Origin of the sequence: Mesotoga sp. UBA5847 (assembly GCF_002432735.1) — a bacterium.
Classification (GTDB): Bacteria; Thermotogota; Thermotogae; order Petrotogales; family Kosmotogaceae; genus Mesotoga.
Window position 1 is genome coordinate 1,715 of sequence record NZ_DJGL01000041.1, and the last position, 13,652, is coordinate 15,366.

The window sequence follows — 13,652 nt, forward strand, 5'->3', positions numbered from 1 at the left end:
GAAGCACCTACGGTCCCATTAATCAGCTTTGTAAGTCTGTAGATCGGTTCCATGTTCTCAACTTTTCTGAGACCCATCCCTCCCGCGATTATTACCTCTGCGTCTTGAACGCCTTTCTTTCCTTCGCCTATTGGTTTGAACTGGAGAAGCGTTGCGTTTGTCTCGATCATCTCTGGAGTAACCTCGAAGGATTCCACTTCGCCGTTTCCCATGTAGGGTTCCTTCAAGGCCGAGAATGTCTTTGGCCTGACCGTTGCCATCTGGGGCCTGTGGTTAGGGGTCTTGATCGTAGCCATTATATTGCCCCCGATTGCCGGTCTGGTTTGCAGCAGATTTCCTGTGTCCTCCTCAATATCCAGTCCGGTGCAGTCGGCAGTAAGGCCGGTCTTCAACAGCGCCGCCAGTCCGGGCATGTAGGTTCTCCCCGAAGTCGTCGCCGGGGCAAGCACGATTTCCGGCGAGAGTTTCTTGACGATCGCGGCAAGAGTCTTTGTGTAGGGCTCAAAGTTGAATCTTCCAAGACTCTTATCTATAGCCATGATAATTTTGTCGGCCCCACCGGAGAAGAGCGATGCCGTTGCATCTTCATCAAGTCGATTGTCAGAGAGGACCGCTACCGAAACGTTGAAGGGACGCTTGAGTGAAAGCTCGCGAGCCTTCCCCAGTAGTTCATATGTACTCGAATGGATTTCGCTTCCTCTTCTTTCTGCGATTACCAGGAGATCACTCATGATTCACCACCAGATATGGAAGCAGTCTCTTTTTTATCTCATCTATCCCATGTTTTAGATCGCTTCCTTCGTACATCTCGACCTTTCTTGAGAGTTTTGGGGTTCCTATCCTTACTACTCTCGTAGGTGAGCCAGTCAGACCGGTCTCCGATGGATCCATTGCAAGAGAATCGTTTCCGATTCTCTCAATGGGCGCATCTTTCGCCAGTTTCTTGCCACTCAGTGTCGGAAGTCTCGGCTCGTTAACGTCTTTTGTCACCGATATTAGTGAAGGCAGAGGGAGATTCCATATCTCTTTGCCGTCCTCTACTTCGCGTTCAACGGTAATCCCGTTATCCTCGAGATCGACTATGCTGGAAACATAGGTCGCTACCGGTATGCCCAGCATGGCTCCCGTCTCGGGTCCGACCTGCCCTGTCTCGCCGTCTGTTGCCTTTTCCCCAGCAAGGATCAGGTCAAACGGACCTTCTCTATCCGCGAATCTCGCTAGAGCCATGGCTGTGGCCCATGTATCGGCTCCCGCAAATCTTCTGTCTGTAAGGAGAACCGCCCTGTCGGCTCCCATGGCAATCGCCTCTCTTACGGCCTCTTCTGCCACAGGAGGTCCCATAGAGACCACGGTGATCGAATGATCACCTGCTTCCTTCAACCTCAAAGCGGTCTCCAGCGCATGAAGGTCAAGCGGATTAATAACTGTCCCAACTCCTTCTCTTATCATCGTCCCCGTTTCGGGATTGAGCTTAACTTCATCGGTATCCGGAACTTGTTTTAGAAGAACAAGAATCTTCAAAATGAACTCCCCCTCGAACTGTCATCTCTATTCAATATTAATACACAGGTCGATCACTTTCTCGCAGGAGAGCAGCAGGTAAACAAACTCGGCTTGAGAAATTGGTTCTGTCTGATTCGGGAAGAAGAGAATCCGTGAAACCGTTACGGTTCAAAAAAACCAAACTAATGACTGAATGAAAAGAATGAAATACCAGCATTTTGTCGGAAGTGAACAAATTGATAGAGCACAATTATGATTATATTACTCTTAAGTTAGGTGAGAACTTACGAGATTTGCTACTTGTAATGAATATAGCTATTCCAGACAATACTCAATAGACTGCTTTTCATGAAGACTTTCTTTTTTTGTAATGATCGTGATATGATATTTGGGACCGGGGTGAATCGAAAAATGAATAAAATCGTTCTAACATTGCTTGTATCGATTCTGTTGTTTACATCAGTAATTGCAGATAAGCTCACTTTTGGCGGGGATAATGCTTATCCTCCGTATGAGTTTGTTGATAAAAACGGCAAGCCCATCGGTTTCAATGTCGATTTGATGCGTGCGGTTGCAGACTCGGCCGAACTGGATATTGAGATTGAGCTTGGTGAGTGGAACAGTGTTGTCGAAAAGCTTCAGTCGGGAGAACTTAACGGTCTATTAGGGATGGCTGTTACTCCCGAGAGACAGAAGATATATAGCTTCTCGATTCCCCACAATACCCTCCATATGGGGATATTCTATAGAAAGGGTCAAAAGGAAACGACGGTTGAAGACTTGTTCGGTAAAGAAATAGTAGTTCAGCGCAACGGAGTTATGCATGATTATCTGCTCGAGAATTCAATTACAGACAAAATCATTGCCGTTGAATCTCCGATAGAGGGACTGAAGCTTCTATCTTCAGGAAGTGGCGACTTTGGTCTTTTCGAGAAGTACCAATGTCTCTACTTTGCCAAGGAGAACAAGATCGATAATCTTGAAGTTTCGAGTACCGCGCTCTTCGATAGAGACTACGCTTTCGCAACGGCAAAAGACGACTTCGTTCTTCTCAATAAACTGAATAAGGGCCTCCTGCTTGTAAGAGAGAGCGGGGAATACGGCATGATTTTCGAGAAGTGGTTTGGCTCTGCAAACTGGTTCGAACAGAATAAGAAGCATCTGTTGGTGGCCGCAGGAATTCTCGTTTTCTTTGCCATTGGTCTGTTTTTCCTCTGGATCTGGAATCACACTCTTAAAAGACGTGTCAAGGCAAGAACCGAGGAGCTTGAGAAGAAGGCAACTGAAAACGAGCGCCTGAGGGCCAAGATAAGAAGTCTCCACGATATTGCCTTCAAGATGGAGAGCTGCACAGAAGAAGAGGAAGTTTTTGATCTAATAGTGAAAGCGGCCACCGATATTCTGAGTTTCGACTATTACAGTCTGGATGTTGTTGAAGGAGACTATCTAGTTGCCAAGAGACATTCTGGTAACATTGAGGTCAACTCTCGCGTTCCGAAATATGAGGGGATTGCTGGAAAGACTTTGAAGACGGGGAAAACAATAATAATCGATAACGTTTCGAAGGAAATCGATGCAAGACCTTCAAGCAGTAAGATCAAGGCAGTACTTAGTGTTCCTATTGGAGATTACGGTGTTTTTCAAACGGTCACCATTGAATCGGGAAGCTTCAAACAAGAAGATGCCGAGCTTGCCGAGTTGTTGATGCTTCACGCTCTTGGAGCCTTTGAAAAGATCAAGAAAACTAAAGAAATACGTTTCCTTGCTTTCCACGATTCGCTGACTGGCCTCTACAACAGGACCTTCTTCGATGAAGAAGTGTCCAGGGTTGACACTTCGAGAAATCTTCCGATTTCAGTCATTTTTGCGGATGTCAACGGGCTGAAGGCACTAAACGATTCCTTCGGCCATTTCTACGGCGACGATTATCTGAAGACGATATCTCGCACAATTAAGGAATCCTGCAGGCACGAGGATCTCGTCGTTCGATGGGGTGGAGATGAGTTTGTTGTCCTTCTTCTGAGAACAGACACCGAAAAGGCAGAGGAAATCGTCTCAAGGATAGAGGAAAACCTGAGCAAGGTGGGATGTTTCTCTGTGGAAGCTAGCGCCTCTTTTGGAGTTGCCACTAAGAAAGATCTTGTAACTGATTTTTATGACGTACTTAGGAATGCAGAACTTGCAATGTATTCGAAGAAAAGAGAACTGAACAGTAAGACTGATTCCAGAGGGCTAAACTTCCCAGAAGCAATCCGCGATGATCAAGAGTGATTAAAGACGATTATGTCTTCTTTCTGACTCCAAACTTCTAATTACGAAAATTCTCTCTGTTTTTCAAATTTGTTGCGAGTTCGTTCGCTTGCTATAATTATTTTGTTTGTACGTACATGTGTACGTGCGTATGTACAGAACAACCATATAAGGAGGGTTTTGCTTATGCGTAAAGTACTTATGTTACTCGTTATGGCTTCTATCCTTTTCGGAGCCACTCTAGGTTTTGCAGTTTACGAAATTGCCTTTATAGTCAAGGCAACGGATTCTGACTTCTGGCAGTACACAATTGTGGGTGGCAAGAATGCCGAACACGATCTCCAGGGACTAGTTAACGTCACGGTCTACGGACCTCCGTCCGAAGCCGATATCGATCTTCAGATATCCATACTCGAAGATGTTGTTAACAAGAAGCCTGATGCAATAGTCATCTCTTCTACAAGTTCAGAAGCTCCTTCTCTGATTCTGGACGAAGCATACAAACAGGGAATTAAGATAATTCTCATCGACAACTTCGTCTATGATACTGGTTTCAATTCATTCCTCGCAACGAACAACGCTGTTGGTGGAGCGGCGGCAGCCGACAAGCTCGTTGAGGCTCTAAAGGCTAACAACAAGCCTCTCGACGGAAAAGTTGGTTTGATTAGCGCCATGGCTGGTGTCCAGGTTCTTACCGACAGAGACACTGGTTTCATCAACAGACTGAAGGAGATCGCACCCAATCTGACAGTTCTTCCGACGATCTATGTTGACAATGACATTTCTAGAGCAGCCAACGCAGCAGAAGACCTTTTGATAGCCCATTCCGACCTGGTTGGTTTCTTCGCTGACAACAACCACACTGGTATCGGTGTTGCGAGAGTTATCGAACAGAGAGGTCTAGAGAACCAGATAATGGCCGTTGCTTACGACTCGGATCCTCTGGAAATCGAGGCACTTGACAGCGGAGCACTTAAAGCCCTTATCGTTCAGGACCCCCATGGTATGGGATATAAGGGTGTTATGTACGCCTTCATGGCAATTCACGGCGAGCCTCTTCCCGAATACTATGACACTGGTGTCTATATCATCACCAAGGACATTCTTGAAGAGTCTATGGAGATACTTGATCCATTTTCTAGAAAGAGGTATTGATTCTTAAGTTGTTTTAAATGAACATGATGGGCAGCGAAAGCTGCCCATTTTCAGAATTTTTGGCCACATGGAGGTAATTACTAGATGAAAAACGAGCTGGCTTTCAATAGAAGATTTGATAATACCTTGCTTAATCCCGAGGCTAGGTGGGAAGATATCGAGAAGTTCGTTGATGAAACGCTGAAGTACAACTTCAGAAATGTCGTTGTACCTTGGTATGCTATCCCCACGTATGTAATAGACAAAGTGCAGGGAACGGAAGTTGGGATTAACGTAGGGCCGGGGGGCTTCCCGCTCGGGATGGTTCCCACAGATATGAAGATGAGGGAAGTAGAGTACTACCTTTCCCTGGGAGAAACAGTTACTGATTTCGATATTGTGATCAATGTTTCCGCTGTGAAGTCGAATAAATGGGATCTCGTTGAGAGAGAGTTTGTAGTTCTTTCTGAGAGAGTGAAGAAAGGAAACAGAATCTGCAAGTTTATAATAGAGACCAGCAGACTCACAGAAGATGAAATTGTGAAAGTCTGTGAACTTATAGTTGATGTGCCAACAATAGATTTCGTTAAGACCGGGACTGGTTTTGGCCCAAGAGCAACGTCTTATCGCGATGTTGAACTAATAAACTCTGTCGTTGCCGGCAAGAAGAAGATCAAGGTTTCCGGTGGTGTTAGAACCCTTGAGCATGTTGAGAAGTTCATGGAGCTGGGAGCGACCGTTTTCGGCTCAAGTGCCAGTGTTTCAATTCTCAAAGAGTATGAGAAGAAATACGGGAGCTAAAGGAGTGCGATGGCATGCCTGATGAAAAGACTGTAATCGAGCTTGAAGGGATAAATAAGAGTTTCCCTGCTGTTAAGGCTCTTGACGACGTCTCCCTCTCCGTCAAGAGTGGTAAAGTAAGGGGTCTTGTAGGAGAGAACGGAGCAGGTAAATCAACTCTGATAAAGATAATTACAGGAGCTTACACGAAAGATTCGGGGACCATGATCTTCGAGGGAAGCGAAGTGACCAGGAACTCTCCTCTGATTTCCAAGGCACTCGGGATATATGCTGTCTACCAGGACGTTATGGTAACGCCCGATCTTACCGTTGCGGAGAATTTCTTTCTTGGACAGCAGCCCATGATCGGTCCATTTGTCAACTGGAGAAAGATGTACAAAGAATCCAAGGACTTTCTTGATGAAATAGGGTTGGATATAAACGTTCACAGAAACATCAGAGAGCTAAGTATAGCCGAGAGCGAAATGATAACTATTGCCAAGGCGCTATGGCAGAAATCGAAACTGGTCATTTTCGACGAACCCACTGCCGTTTTGACAAGGAACGAAACGAAAATTCTGTTCAGGATCATTAGAGATCTAAAAAAGAAGGGGACTGCGATTATCTACATTTCCCATAACCTTGAAGAGGTCTTCGACATCTGCGATACGGTGACGGTTTTGAAGGACGGAGCTACAGTTGGAACATATACCACAGAGGAACTTGAAGATGTTGAGAAACTAATCCCCCTAATGGTTGGAAGATCGATAGAAGAAATGTACTATAAGAAAGATACGGAACCCGGCGAAGAGCTTTTGAGAGTAGAGAATCTCTCCGGCGACAGATTTGAGAATATCTCTTTCAATGTAAGGGCCGGCGAAGTGGTCGGACTTTTCGGTCTTGTCGGTGCAGGAAGAACGGAAATAGCGAGAGCTATTTTCGGAGTCGACAACCGAAGTGAAGGACGTATCCATGTAAGGGGTTCAGATGTTCCAATCAAGAATCCTAAAGATGCATTGGTACACGGAATCGGTTATCTGCCGGAAGACAGAAGAAAACAGGGGATATTCTTGCAGCAGGATGTTGATTTCAATATAAACATAATCAATTTTGACAACACTATGACGGGTCCTCTAATCAACTATCGGAAAGCACACATGCAAGCAAGAGATTATGTCGACAAACTCTCCATAAAGATCGGGAGCATATTCCAGAAAGTCTCTGAGCTGAGCGGTGGAAACCAACAAAAGGTTATTATCGCGAGATGGCTCTGCAAGAACACTGATGTACTGATATTCGATGAACCGACTGTCGGAATCGACGTTGGAACTAAGTCTGAAATCTACAAGTTGTTCGGAGAGATTCTGGCATCCGGAAAGGGAATTATTCTAATCTCTTCCTATCTTCCCGAACTAATGGGAATGTCTGACAGAATCTACGTAATTTCGAACGGAAAGATGGCAGCCGAGGTAGAAAAGAAAGACTTCTCAGAGGAGCATCTCTTGACACTGGCAATGAAGAACCTTGTTTCGAAAGAAAAGATAAAGGAGGCAGTCTGAAATGGCTGGAAAGAGGGATAGAAAGGCTTTTACCGAAAGAAACCTTCTGATAATCTTAGTTGTGATGTGGGTCTTTCTGGCCATCGCAACAAAAGGAAACTTCTCGTCATGGGCTAACATTACTAATTTGATCAGGCAGTCCTCGATAAACGGTGTTGTTGCGATAGGAATGACTTTGATTATCATCACTGGAGGTATAGATCTATCTGTTGGTTCTATAGTAGGTCTCAGCGGAATGGTATTCGCGATATTCACTTCCACAAGAGGAGAGTTCCAGTTTCCGACCTTTGTAGGAATACTTATCGCTCTTGGAATAAGTGCGTTGGTAGGGCTGATAAATGCCGTGGCGGTTCATGACGGAAAAGTGCCTGCCTTCATAGCAACGCTTGGTATGATGACGCTTGTAAGAGGCGTTGTTATGTACATCTCAAGCGGGAGAATGGTTACCGGTGTTCCTACTGATTACAGGCAGTTTGCAGTTGCCGAATTTCTCGGGATACCGGCCCTGGCATGGACGTGGATCGTTCTTGCAGCTTTTATGATGTTTGTGTTGAAGTATACGAAATTCGGAAGGAATCTGTATGCCATAGGAAGTAACGAGGAGGCAGCCAGACTATCCGGTATCAATATCCGACTTAATATGTATTCCTTCTACATCGTTGCTGCGATTTTCAGTGCTATAGCCGGTTTGATGCTCGGAACGAGAATGGCTGCAGGGGTACCGACTGGAGGAAACGGCTACGAGCTGGACGCCATAGCCTCGGTCGTCATCGGCGGAGCCAGTCTTAGTGGTGGAGTCGGTACTGTTCTTGGTACGGCCATGGGTGCCCTGATAATCCAGACGATCAGAAATGGCGGTAATCTGCTAGGAGTAGATCCCTTCATAATGCAGATTGTCATCGGAGCGATTATCATACTAGCAGTATTCTTCGACCAGTTTGTGAAGAGTAGAAAGAAGGGCGAAGGTCTGAAGAAACTCTTAAAAAAGGCGTGATAGATAATGAAGATAAACAAGTTCTTTCATGTGGCAGTAGAAGTTCCAAATCTCGATGATGCGTTAGAGTTCTATATAGGTCTTCTCGGACTGAGACTTGTTAACAGAGAGAAGCTTCCTGAAAAGAAACTCGAAGTCGCATTTGTTGCCGGCGAGGGTTGTGAAATCGAGCTTATGTGTTATGAAGATAGCAAAGAGAGGGAATTTGCTCCCGAATCACAGTCTCACTTTCAGCACCTCTCTTTTGTTGTGGATGACATTGAAAAGGCAATGGATTACCTGAAGAGCAACGGCATTGAACTCGAATCGCCCGATCCCATCCCGGTTTTTGACGGAAAAATCTTCTACAACACGTTCAAGGGTACGGGCGGTGAATTGCTGGAGATCGCTGAAGAGAAGAGACCCAGATAGAATCATTAGATTGCTTGGAGGTATCAAATGAATAAAGTGACGGTATTCGGCAGCTATGTCATGGATCTCACTACCCTTTCTCCCCACATTCCCGTTGTAGGAGAGACTGTCTTTTCCGGTCCCTTCAAGATGGGCCCCGGAGGCAAGGGATTCAACCAGGCTGTGGCTGCCAGAAAGGCTGGATCTGATGTCAAGTTCATGACGAAGATCGGCAAAGACTTGTTTGCTCCATTTGTCAAGAATGCATTTGACAGATTTGGAATTACTAAGGAGTATCTTCTCGAGTCGGATACTGCCGGAACCGGTGTCGCTCTGATAATAGTAGATGAGAACAATGGAAACAACGCTATTGCAGTTGCACCGGAGGCATGCAATGAGTTGACTATTGATGATGTAAAAAGGAATAGAGATATCTTCACTTCTTCCGATGTCTTTCTTACACAGTTTGAAGCAAATCTCGACGCAACTTATGAGGCGATAAAACTCGCCAGGGACTCCGGGGCAAGAGTCTTGTTAAATCCCGCACCCGTAAAGGAATTTGATCATTCGATCCTCAAATATGTCGACGTTATTATGCCAAACGAGATAGAGGCCAGCCTCATGACAGGGATTCCCCTCGACGGCATGGATTCGATAGAGGAAATAGCATCTGAATTGAAGAAGTCGGTGGACACTGTGCTCATAACTCTCGGAGGCAAGGGGGTCTACTGTCCATCGGTCAATGGAGGGCTTGTCCCCGCCTGCAAGGTGAAGACTATCGATACAACCGGAGCTGGAGATGCATTTGCCGGCGTTTTTGCGGCATATCTCTCGAGGGGAGAGGAATTGGAGAGAGCTATAGACTACGCCCGTGCCGGGGCGGCCATTTCCACTACTAGATTCGGTACTTCCCCTTCAATGCCTGAAAGGGAAGAAATCGAAGCTCTGGTGATGGAGATAACTGGGGGCGATAGGAAATGAAATACGTCATCGCATACGATCTGGGAACTACCGGGAACAAGGCGACACTCTATGGAGTGGACGGAAAACTCCTGGCGAGTTCCTTCTCAGGTTACAAGACCTATCATCCCGGTCCGAATCAGGTAGAGCAAGATCCTCTGGAGTGGTGGGAGTCCGTCAAAAAAACCACCTCGGAGCTCATCGCCAGGGCTGCTGTCAATCCCGAAGAGATAGTCTCTATAAGCTTCAGCGGACAGATGATGGGAGCCATCCCCGTGGACAAGGACGGAAAGCTTCTTAGAAGAGCCATCATATGGGCCGATCAGAGAAGCGTCGAACAGTCGGCAAGGCTCGAAGAAGTGGGCAATGATTTCGTCTACAGGCTTACCGGATCGAGGATAACACCAACGTACTCCGGTCCGAAGATTGCCTGGATAAAAGACAACGAACCTGAAATATACAACAAGGCACATAAATTCCTGAATGCGAAGGATTACATCGTCTCCAGATTCACCGGAGAGTTCGGGACTGACCATTCAGATGCGTCGATGACGCTTCTATTCGATATCGAGAACCTGAAGTGGTCGGAAAAACTCGTTGAGGTTCTCGGACTTGATATGGAGAAACTTCCTGCCGTGACCTCCTCAACGAATGTCGTCTCAAAGATTCTTCCGAAAGTGGCTGAGGAACTTGGACTGTCGAAGAAGACTCTAATAGTCCGCGGCGGCGGAGACGGCGCCTGTGCCTGCCTGGGAGCAGGGGTTGTCAGTCCAGACGAGGCTTATCTCTATCTCGGTTCGTCGAGCTGGGTCAGCACATGCTCCACGGAACCGCTCTTCGACGAGAAGTCGAGGACATTTAACTTCGCATATCCCATTGAGGGTTTCTATTGCCCGACTGGAACAATGCAGGCCGGGGGAGCTTCGTATCACTGGGCTAAGGACGCTCTCTGTCAGCACGAAGAAGAGAAGGCAAAGGCACTTGGGCTGAGCGCCTTCACTATTATGGACGATCTTGTTGACCAGACCAGACCCGGAGCGGGAAACCTAGTCTTCCTGCCTTATTTGCTTGGGGAGAGAAGCCCGAGGTGGAACATAAATGCTAGAGGCGCCTTTATAGGACTGTCCTCGACACATAGAAAGGCCGACATGTTGAGAGCGGTACTTGAAGGAGTTGCCTTCAACCTGAAAATAGTCCTGGATATTCTCGAGACTAAGGGGAAATTCGACAAGATTCGTCTTATCGGCGGAGGAGCAAAAGGAAGGAACTGGAAACATATTGTGGCCGATATCTTCGGTAAGACGGTTACGGTACCTGAGTATCTTGAAGAGGCAACGTCAATGGGAGCGGCCATTATTGGGGCTGTTGGAGCCGGAGAGATGACGTTCAAGGAAGCGTCTACTTTTGTGAGGGATGTTCAGTTCATCGAGTACAACCCGGAGAATCACAGGTACTACGAAAGGCTTTTCGAAGTTTTTGATAAGGCCTACGGTTCTCTCATAGAGACCTATGAAGACCTTGCCAAACTGAGACAGTATTCGAATTAGCCTATTCGTTTCTCGAGTACCGTAAAGAAGGATGTGATTTCATCATGCTTTTCAATGCAGATAGAAGAATAGCCCTTGATAGAGCAAGTCCGGTTCCACTATACTACCAGATTTATAGAATAATTTCGGATTATATGAAGGAACCAGGCGCCGTTGGAAGGAAACTTCCAACGGAAGAAGCAATGATGAAAGTGTTTGATGTCAGTAGGGCGACCGTGAGGAGAGCCTTGCAGGCTCTGGAAAGCAGCGGTCAGATCTCCAGATCCCGCGGAAAAGGGACGATAGTCACGAACAGTGCTTCGCAGGAGCAGCTTACGACCATCAGGAGTTTTACCGAACAGATGAGGCTCGAGAACCATGTGCCGATAACGAAGGTTGTTGAGGTAAAAAAAGTCAAGGCCGGTCCGGAAATGGCAAAAATCCTCCATGTCTCGGAAGACGAAGAGTTGCTTCATGTTACCAGACTGAGGGGAAATGAAGCTTACTTTCCTCTAGCTCTTTTCATATCCTTTCTCACTTCTCGCTCGAACCTCACTGGAGAAGAGAACTTCGAGGGTTCACTATATGAACTTATGAGAGAAAGGGGAACGGCCGTTGTTGAAGGAGACGCGATAATCGAGGGGAGGCTCGCAGAAGGAAGAATTGCGAAACTCCTGAAGATCGAAGAAGGGGCACCGATACTATACTACGAGAGAGTCGGTTGTGCAGCCAATGGCGAACACGTGGAACTGGTGCAATGCTGGTATGAGGCTACACACTACAAGTTTCGAATACATTTGACTACTAAGATTTGAAGGGAGAGATGATCATGAAGAAAAGTGGAATTCTGAATAAGGAGATATGCAATCTAATTGGTTCGATGGGCCACACAGACCTTCTGGTAATATCTGACTCCGGATTGCCTATTGCTTCAAACAGATACAGGATAGATGTAAGTATTGTAGGCGGAAAGCCAGGGGTATTCGATGTGCTGGATCCCATTCTTGAAGAGCTGGAGATCGAGAAGGTCATCTTTTCGGAAGAGATGAAAACCGTGAGTCCCAAGTGTCTCGAAGAGACTATGAAGCATCTACCCGAAGGTATAGAAGTGGAATTCGTTCCTCATGTTGAATTCAAGGAACTGACAAATACAAAATCAAAGGGAGTAATCAGAACCGGGGAGCAGATACCTTATTCCAGCATCATTCTCGTCGGCGGGGTAACCTATTGATGATACTTCTACAGCTCGCAAACGATACCCATGTCAAGTCCGATTTCATTCGCACTGCCGAAGAAGTTGCAGATTACATAGATATCATAGAAGTCGGGACCCCTGTTATTCTTGCCCACGGCACGGCGCTGGTTCGAGAGATTAGCGATAGACTCCCCGATCATACTATTCTTGCAGATATGAAGATCGTTGACGGAGGATATGTCGAGGCGGTCATGGCTTTTGAGAATGGGGCCGATATAGTAACGGTTTTGGGATTTGCCTCTTTCAAGACGATTTCAGAGGTGAGAAGAGCGGCAGACGAATTTGGCGGAGAAATGATGCTCGATACGATCGAGATCTCCGATCTCGAATCATTTGCGGAGAAGGTATCTCCACTGTCGCCTGACTATGTCTGCGTTCACACTTCTGCCGATCTGAGCGGTGTGGGGGAGAGCATGCATCTGCTCGAATATGCGAAAAAGATAGAAATCATAAGGAGAGTCCTTCCGGAGACAAAGATCGCCGTTGCGGGCGGAATATCTTCCGACAATCTCTCCCATGTCTTCCCGTTGAAGCCCGATGTAGTGATCGCGGGACGATCGATCTGGGAAGCTGAGGACCCTGCAAGAGTAGCATCGGAGATAAAGAAGAGACTGGAGAAGGGCTCATGAAATTCGAAAGCACGCTTGACATTGTTATTGACGAGATAAGATCCGTCCTTTCGGGAGTTAAGGATTCATCGATCGAAGAGCTCTCCGAAAGTATTCTAAGGGCAAGAAGAGTCTTTCTCTTTGCAATGGGCAGGTCTGGTCTGGTAATCAAGGCATTTGCGATGAGACTAATGCATTTGGGATTGAAGGTCCATGTTGTGGGGGAAGTAACTACTCCTTCTTTGGGAGAGGGAGACCTCTTAATCATCGGATCCGCTTCGGGGGAGACTCCTTCAGTGGTTCTAAACTGCAAAAAGGCTCGAAAATTAGGAGCCGCAATAGCTTCTATAACTGCCAGCAAGGAATCTACAGTGGCGGGGCATAGCGACATAGTCATTACAGTCCCCACGAAGACACCCAAAGTGCCCGACAGAGCTGGTGTCTCTTCGGTTCAACCGATGGGGAATCTATTCGAACAATCGCTGTTGATATTGACGGATATCATCGTAATGGACTTAATGGAGAGCTTGAGCATAGATTCGGAAATGATGTTCAAGAACCACGCAAATCTCGAATAAGGGAGGTTAGAAAATTGAAGTATAAAAAAGTGGAAAAGATAGAAGAGAAACTGTCGGCACTCGGTTACGGCTGTTGGGGAATTTCCGGTCCTTCTTTCTGGGATGGAACGACCGA

Annotated in this window: 14 protein-coding genes; 12 read left to right on the top strand and 2 right to left on the bottom strand. The window is 46.5% G+C overall.

Annotated features, from left to right (window positions below; genetic code table 11):
* Positions 1 to 731 (bottom strand): electron transfer flavoprotein subunit alpha/FixB family protein (locus tag B3K91_RS04525; protein ID WP_292594106.1); only part of this gene is annotated, 731 nt, incomplete at its 3' end.
* Positions 724 to 1,521 carry an electron transfer flavoprotein subunit beta/FixA family protein gene (locus B3K91_RS04530; RefSeq protein ID WP_214061206.1) on the bottom strand — a complete coding sequence of 266 codons (798 nt, stop codon included), beginning with the start codon at positions 1,519 to 1,521 and terminating at the stop codon, positions 724 to 726. The genes B3K91_RS04530 and B3K91_RS04525, both read right to left, overlap by 8 nt.
* Before the next feature lie 393 nt (positions 1,522 to 1,914).
* Here B3K91_RS04530 and B3K91_RS04535 point away from each other — a divergent pair, with 393 nt between their 5' ends.
* The 12 genes from B3K91_RS04535 to hxlB all read left to right on the top strand — a co-directional run bounded on the left by B3K91_RS04535 (position 1,915) and on the right by hxlB (position 13,537).
* Entirely contained in the window at positions 1,915 to 3,774 is a 1,860-nt protein-coding gene (locus B3K91_RS04535; RefSeq protein WP_292593535.1) for a diguanylate cyclase domain-containing protein, read from the top strand.
* Positions 3,775 to 3,939: 165 nt separating this feature from the next.
* Positions 3,940 to 4,908 carry an ABC transporter substrate-binding protein gene (locus B3K91_RS04540; protein WP_099830470.1) on the top strand — a complete coding sequence of 323 codons (969 nt, stop codon included), beginning with the start codon at positions 3,940 to 3,942 and terminating at the stop codon, positions 4,906 to 4,908.
* Positions 4,909 to 4,992: 84 nt separating this feature from the next.
* On the top strand, positions 4,993 to 5,688 hold the full coding sequence (gene deoC / locus B3K91_RS04545; RefSeq protein WP_099830471.1) for a deoxyribose-phosphate aldolase: 696 nt from the start codon (positions 4,993 to 4,995) through the stop codon (positions 5,686 to 5,688).
* 14 nt (positions 5,689 to 5,702) lie between these two features.
* Positions 5,703 to 7,226 carry a sugar ABC transporter ATP-binding protein gene (locus B3K91_RS04550; protein WP_292594108.1) on the top strand — a complete coding sequence of 508 codons (1,524 nt, stop codon included), beginning with the start codon at positions 5,703 to 5,705 and terminating at the stop codon, positions 7,224 to 7,226.
* Between the two features lies 1 nt (position 7,227).
* Entirely contained in the window at positions 7,228 to 8,220 is a 993-nt protein-coding gene (locus B3K91_RS04555; protein WP_292594110.1) for an ABC transporter permease, read from the top strand.
* Between the two features lie 6 nt (positions 8,221 to 8,226).
* Positions 8,227 to 8,631 carry a VOC family protein gene (locus B3K91_RS04560; RefSeq protein ID WP_292594112.1) on the top strand — a complete coding sequence of 135 codons (405 nt, stop codon included), beginning with the start codon at positions 8,227 to 8,229 and terminating at the stop codon, positions 8,629 to 8,631.
* A gap of 27 nt (positions 8,632 to 8,658) precedes the next feature.
* Positions 8,659 to 9,591: a ribokinase gene (locus B3K91_RS04565; RefSeq protein WP_292594114.1), complete on the top strand. Its 933-nt coding sequence runs from the start codon at positions 8,659 to 8,661 to the stop codon at positions 9,589 to 9,591.
* On the top strand, positions 9,588 to 11,117 hold the full coding sequence (gene xylB / locus B3K91_RS04570; RefSeq protein ID WP_292594116.1) for a xylulokinase: 1,530 nt from the start codon (positions 9,588 to 9,590) through the stop codon (positions 11,115 to 11,117). Before B3K91_RS04565 ends, xylB begins: the two co-directional genes overlap by 4 nt.
* Before the next feature lie 44 nt (positions 11,118 to 11,161).
* A complete protein-coding gene (locus B3K91_RS04575; protein WP_214060018.1) occupies positions 11,162 to 11,911 on the top strand; it encodes a GntR family transcriptional regulator in 750 nt (249 codons plus the stop codon).
* Positions 11,912 to 11,925: 14 nt separating this feature from the next.
* Positions 11,926 to 12,327 carry a D-ribose pyranase gene (gene rbsD, locus B3K91_RS04580; RefSeq protein WP_102818711.1) on the top strand — a complete coding sequence of 134 codons (402 nt, stop codon included), beginning with the start codon at positions 11,926 to 11,928 and terminating at the stop codon, positions 12,325 to 12,327.
* Positions 12,327 to 12,980: an orotidine 5'-phosphate decarboxylase / HUMPS family protein gene (locus tag B3K91_RS04585; RefSeq protein WP_292594124.1), complete on the top strand. Its 654-nt coding sequence runs from the start codon at positions 12,327 to 12,329 to the stop codon at positions 12,978 to 12,980. The genes rbsD and B3K91_RS04585 overlap by 1 nt, the downstream gene beginning before the upstream one ends.
* Positions 12,977 to 13,537, top strand: a complete 561-nt coding sequence (hxlB, locus tag B3K91_RS04590; protein WP_292594118.1) for a 6-phospho-3-hexuloisomerase — start codon at positions 12,977 to 12,979, stop codon at positions 13,535 to 13,537. Before B3K91_RS04585 ends, hxlB begins: the two co-directional genes overlap by 4 nt.
* Positions 13,538 to 13,652 lie beyond the last annotated feature (115 nt).

Excerpts from the sequence above, each read along its gene's own strand:
- B3K91_RS04540 (WP_099830470.1), top strand. The coding sequence starts at position 3,940 with ATGCGTAAAGTACTTATGTTACTCGTTATGGCTTCTATCCTTTTCGGA.
- B3K91_RS04565 (WP_292594114.1), top strand. The coding sequence starts at position 8,659 with ATGAATAAAGTGACGGTATTCGGCAGCTATGTCATGGATCTCACTACC.
- B3K91_RS04585 (WP_292594124.1), top strand. The coding sequence starts at position 12,327 with ATGATACTTCTACAGCTCGCAAACGATACCCATGTCAAGTCCGATTTC.
- B3K91_RS04550 (WP_292594108.1), top strand. The coding sequence starts at position 5,703 with ATGCCTGATGAAAAGACTGTAATCGAGCTTGAAGGGATAAATAAGAGT.
- B3K91_RS04555 (WP_292594110.1), top strand. The coding sequence starts at position 7,228 with ATGGCTGGAAAGAGGGATAGAAAGGCTTTTACCGAAAGAAACCTTCTG.
- B3K91_RS04560 (WP_292594112.1), top strand. The coding sequence starts at position 8,227 with ATGAAGATAAACAAGTTCTTTCATGTGGCAGTAGAAGTTCCAAATCTC.
- xylB (WP_292594116.1), top strand. The coding sequence starts at position 9,588 with ATGAAATACGTCATCGCATACGATCTGGGAACTACCGGGAACAAGGCG.
- hxlB (WP_292594118.1), top strand. The coding sequence starts at position 12,977 with ATGAAATTCGAAAGCACGCTTGACATTGTTATTGACGAGATAAGATCC.
- rbsD (WP_102818711.1), top strand. The coding sequence starts at position 11,926 with ATGAAGAAAAGTGGAATTCTGAATAAGGAGATATGCAATCTAATTGGT.
- B3K91_RS04575 (WP_214060018.1), top strand. The coding sequence starts at position 11,162 with ATGCTTTTCAATGCAGATAGAAGAATAGCCCTTGATAGAGCAAGTCCG.
- B3K91_RS04535 (WP_292593535.1), top strand. The coding sequence starts at position 1,915 with ATGAATAAAATCGTTCTAACATTGCTTGTATCGATTCTGTTGTTTACA.
- deoC (WP_099830471.1), top strand. The coding sequence starts at position 4,993 with ATGAAAAACGAGCTGGCTTTCAATAGAAGATTTGATAATACCTTGCTT.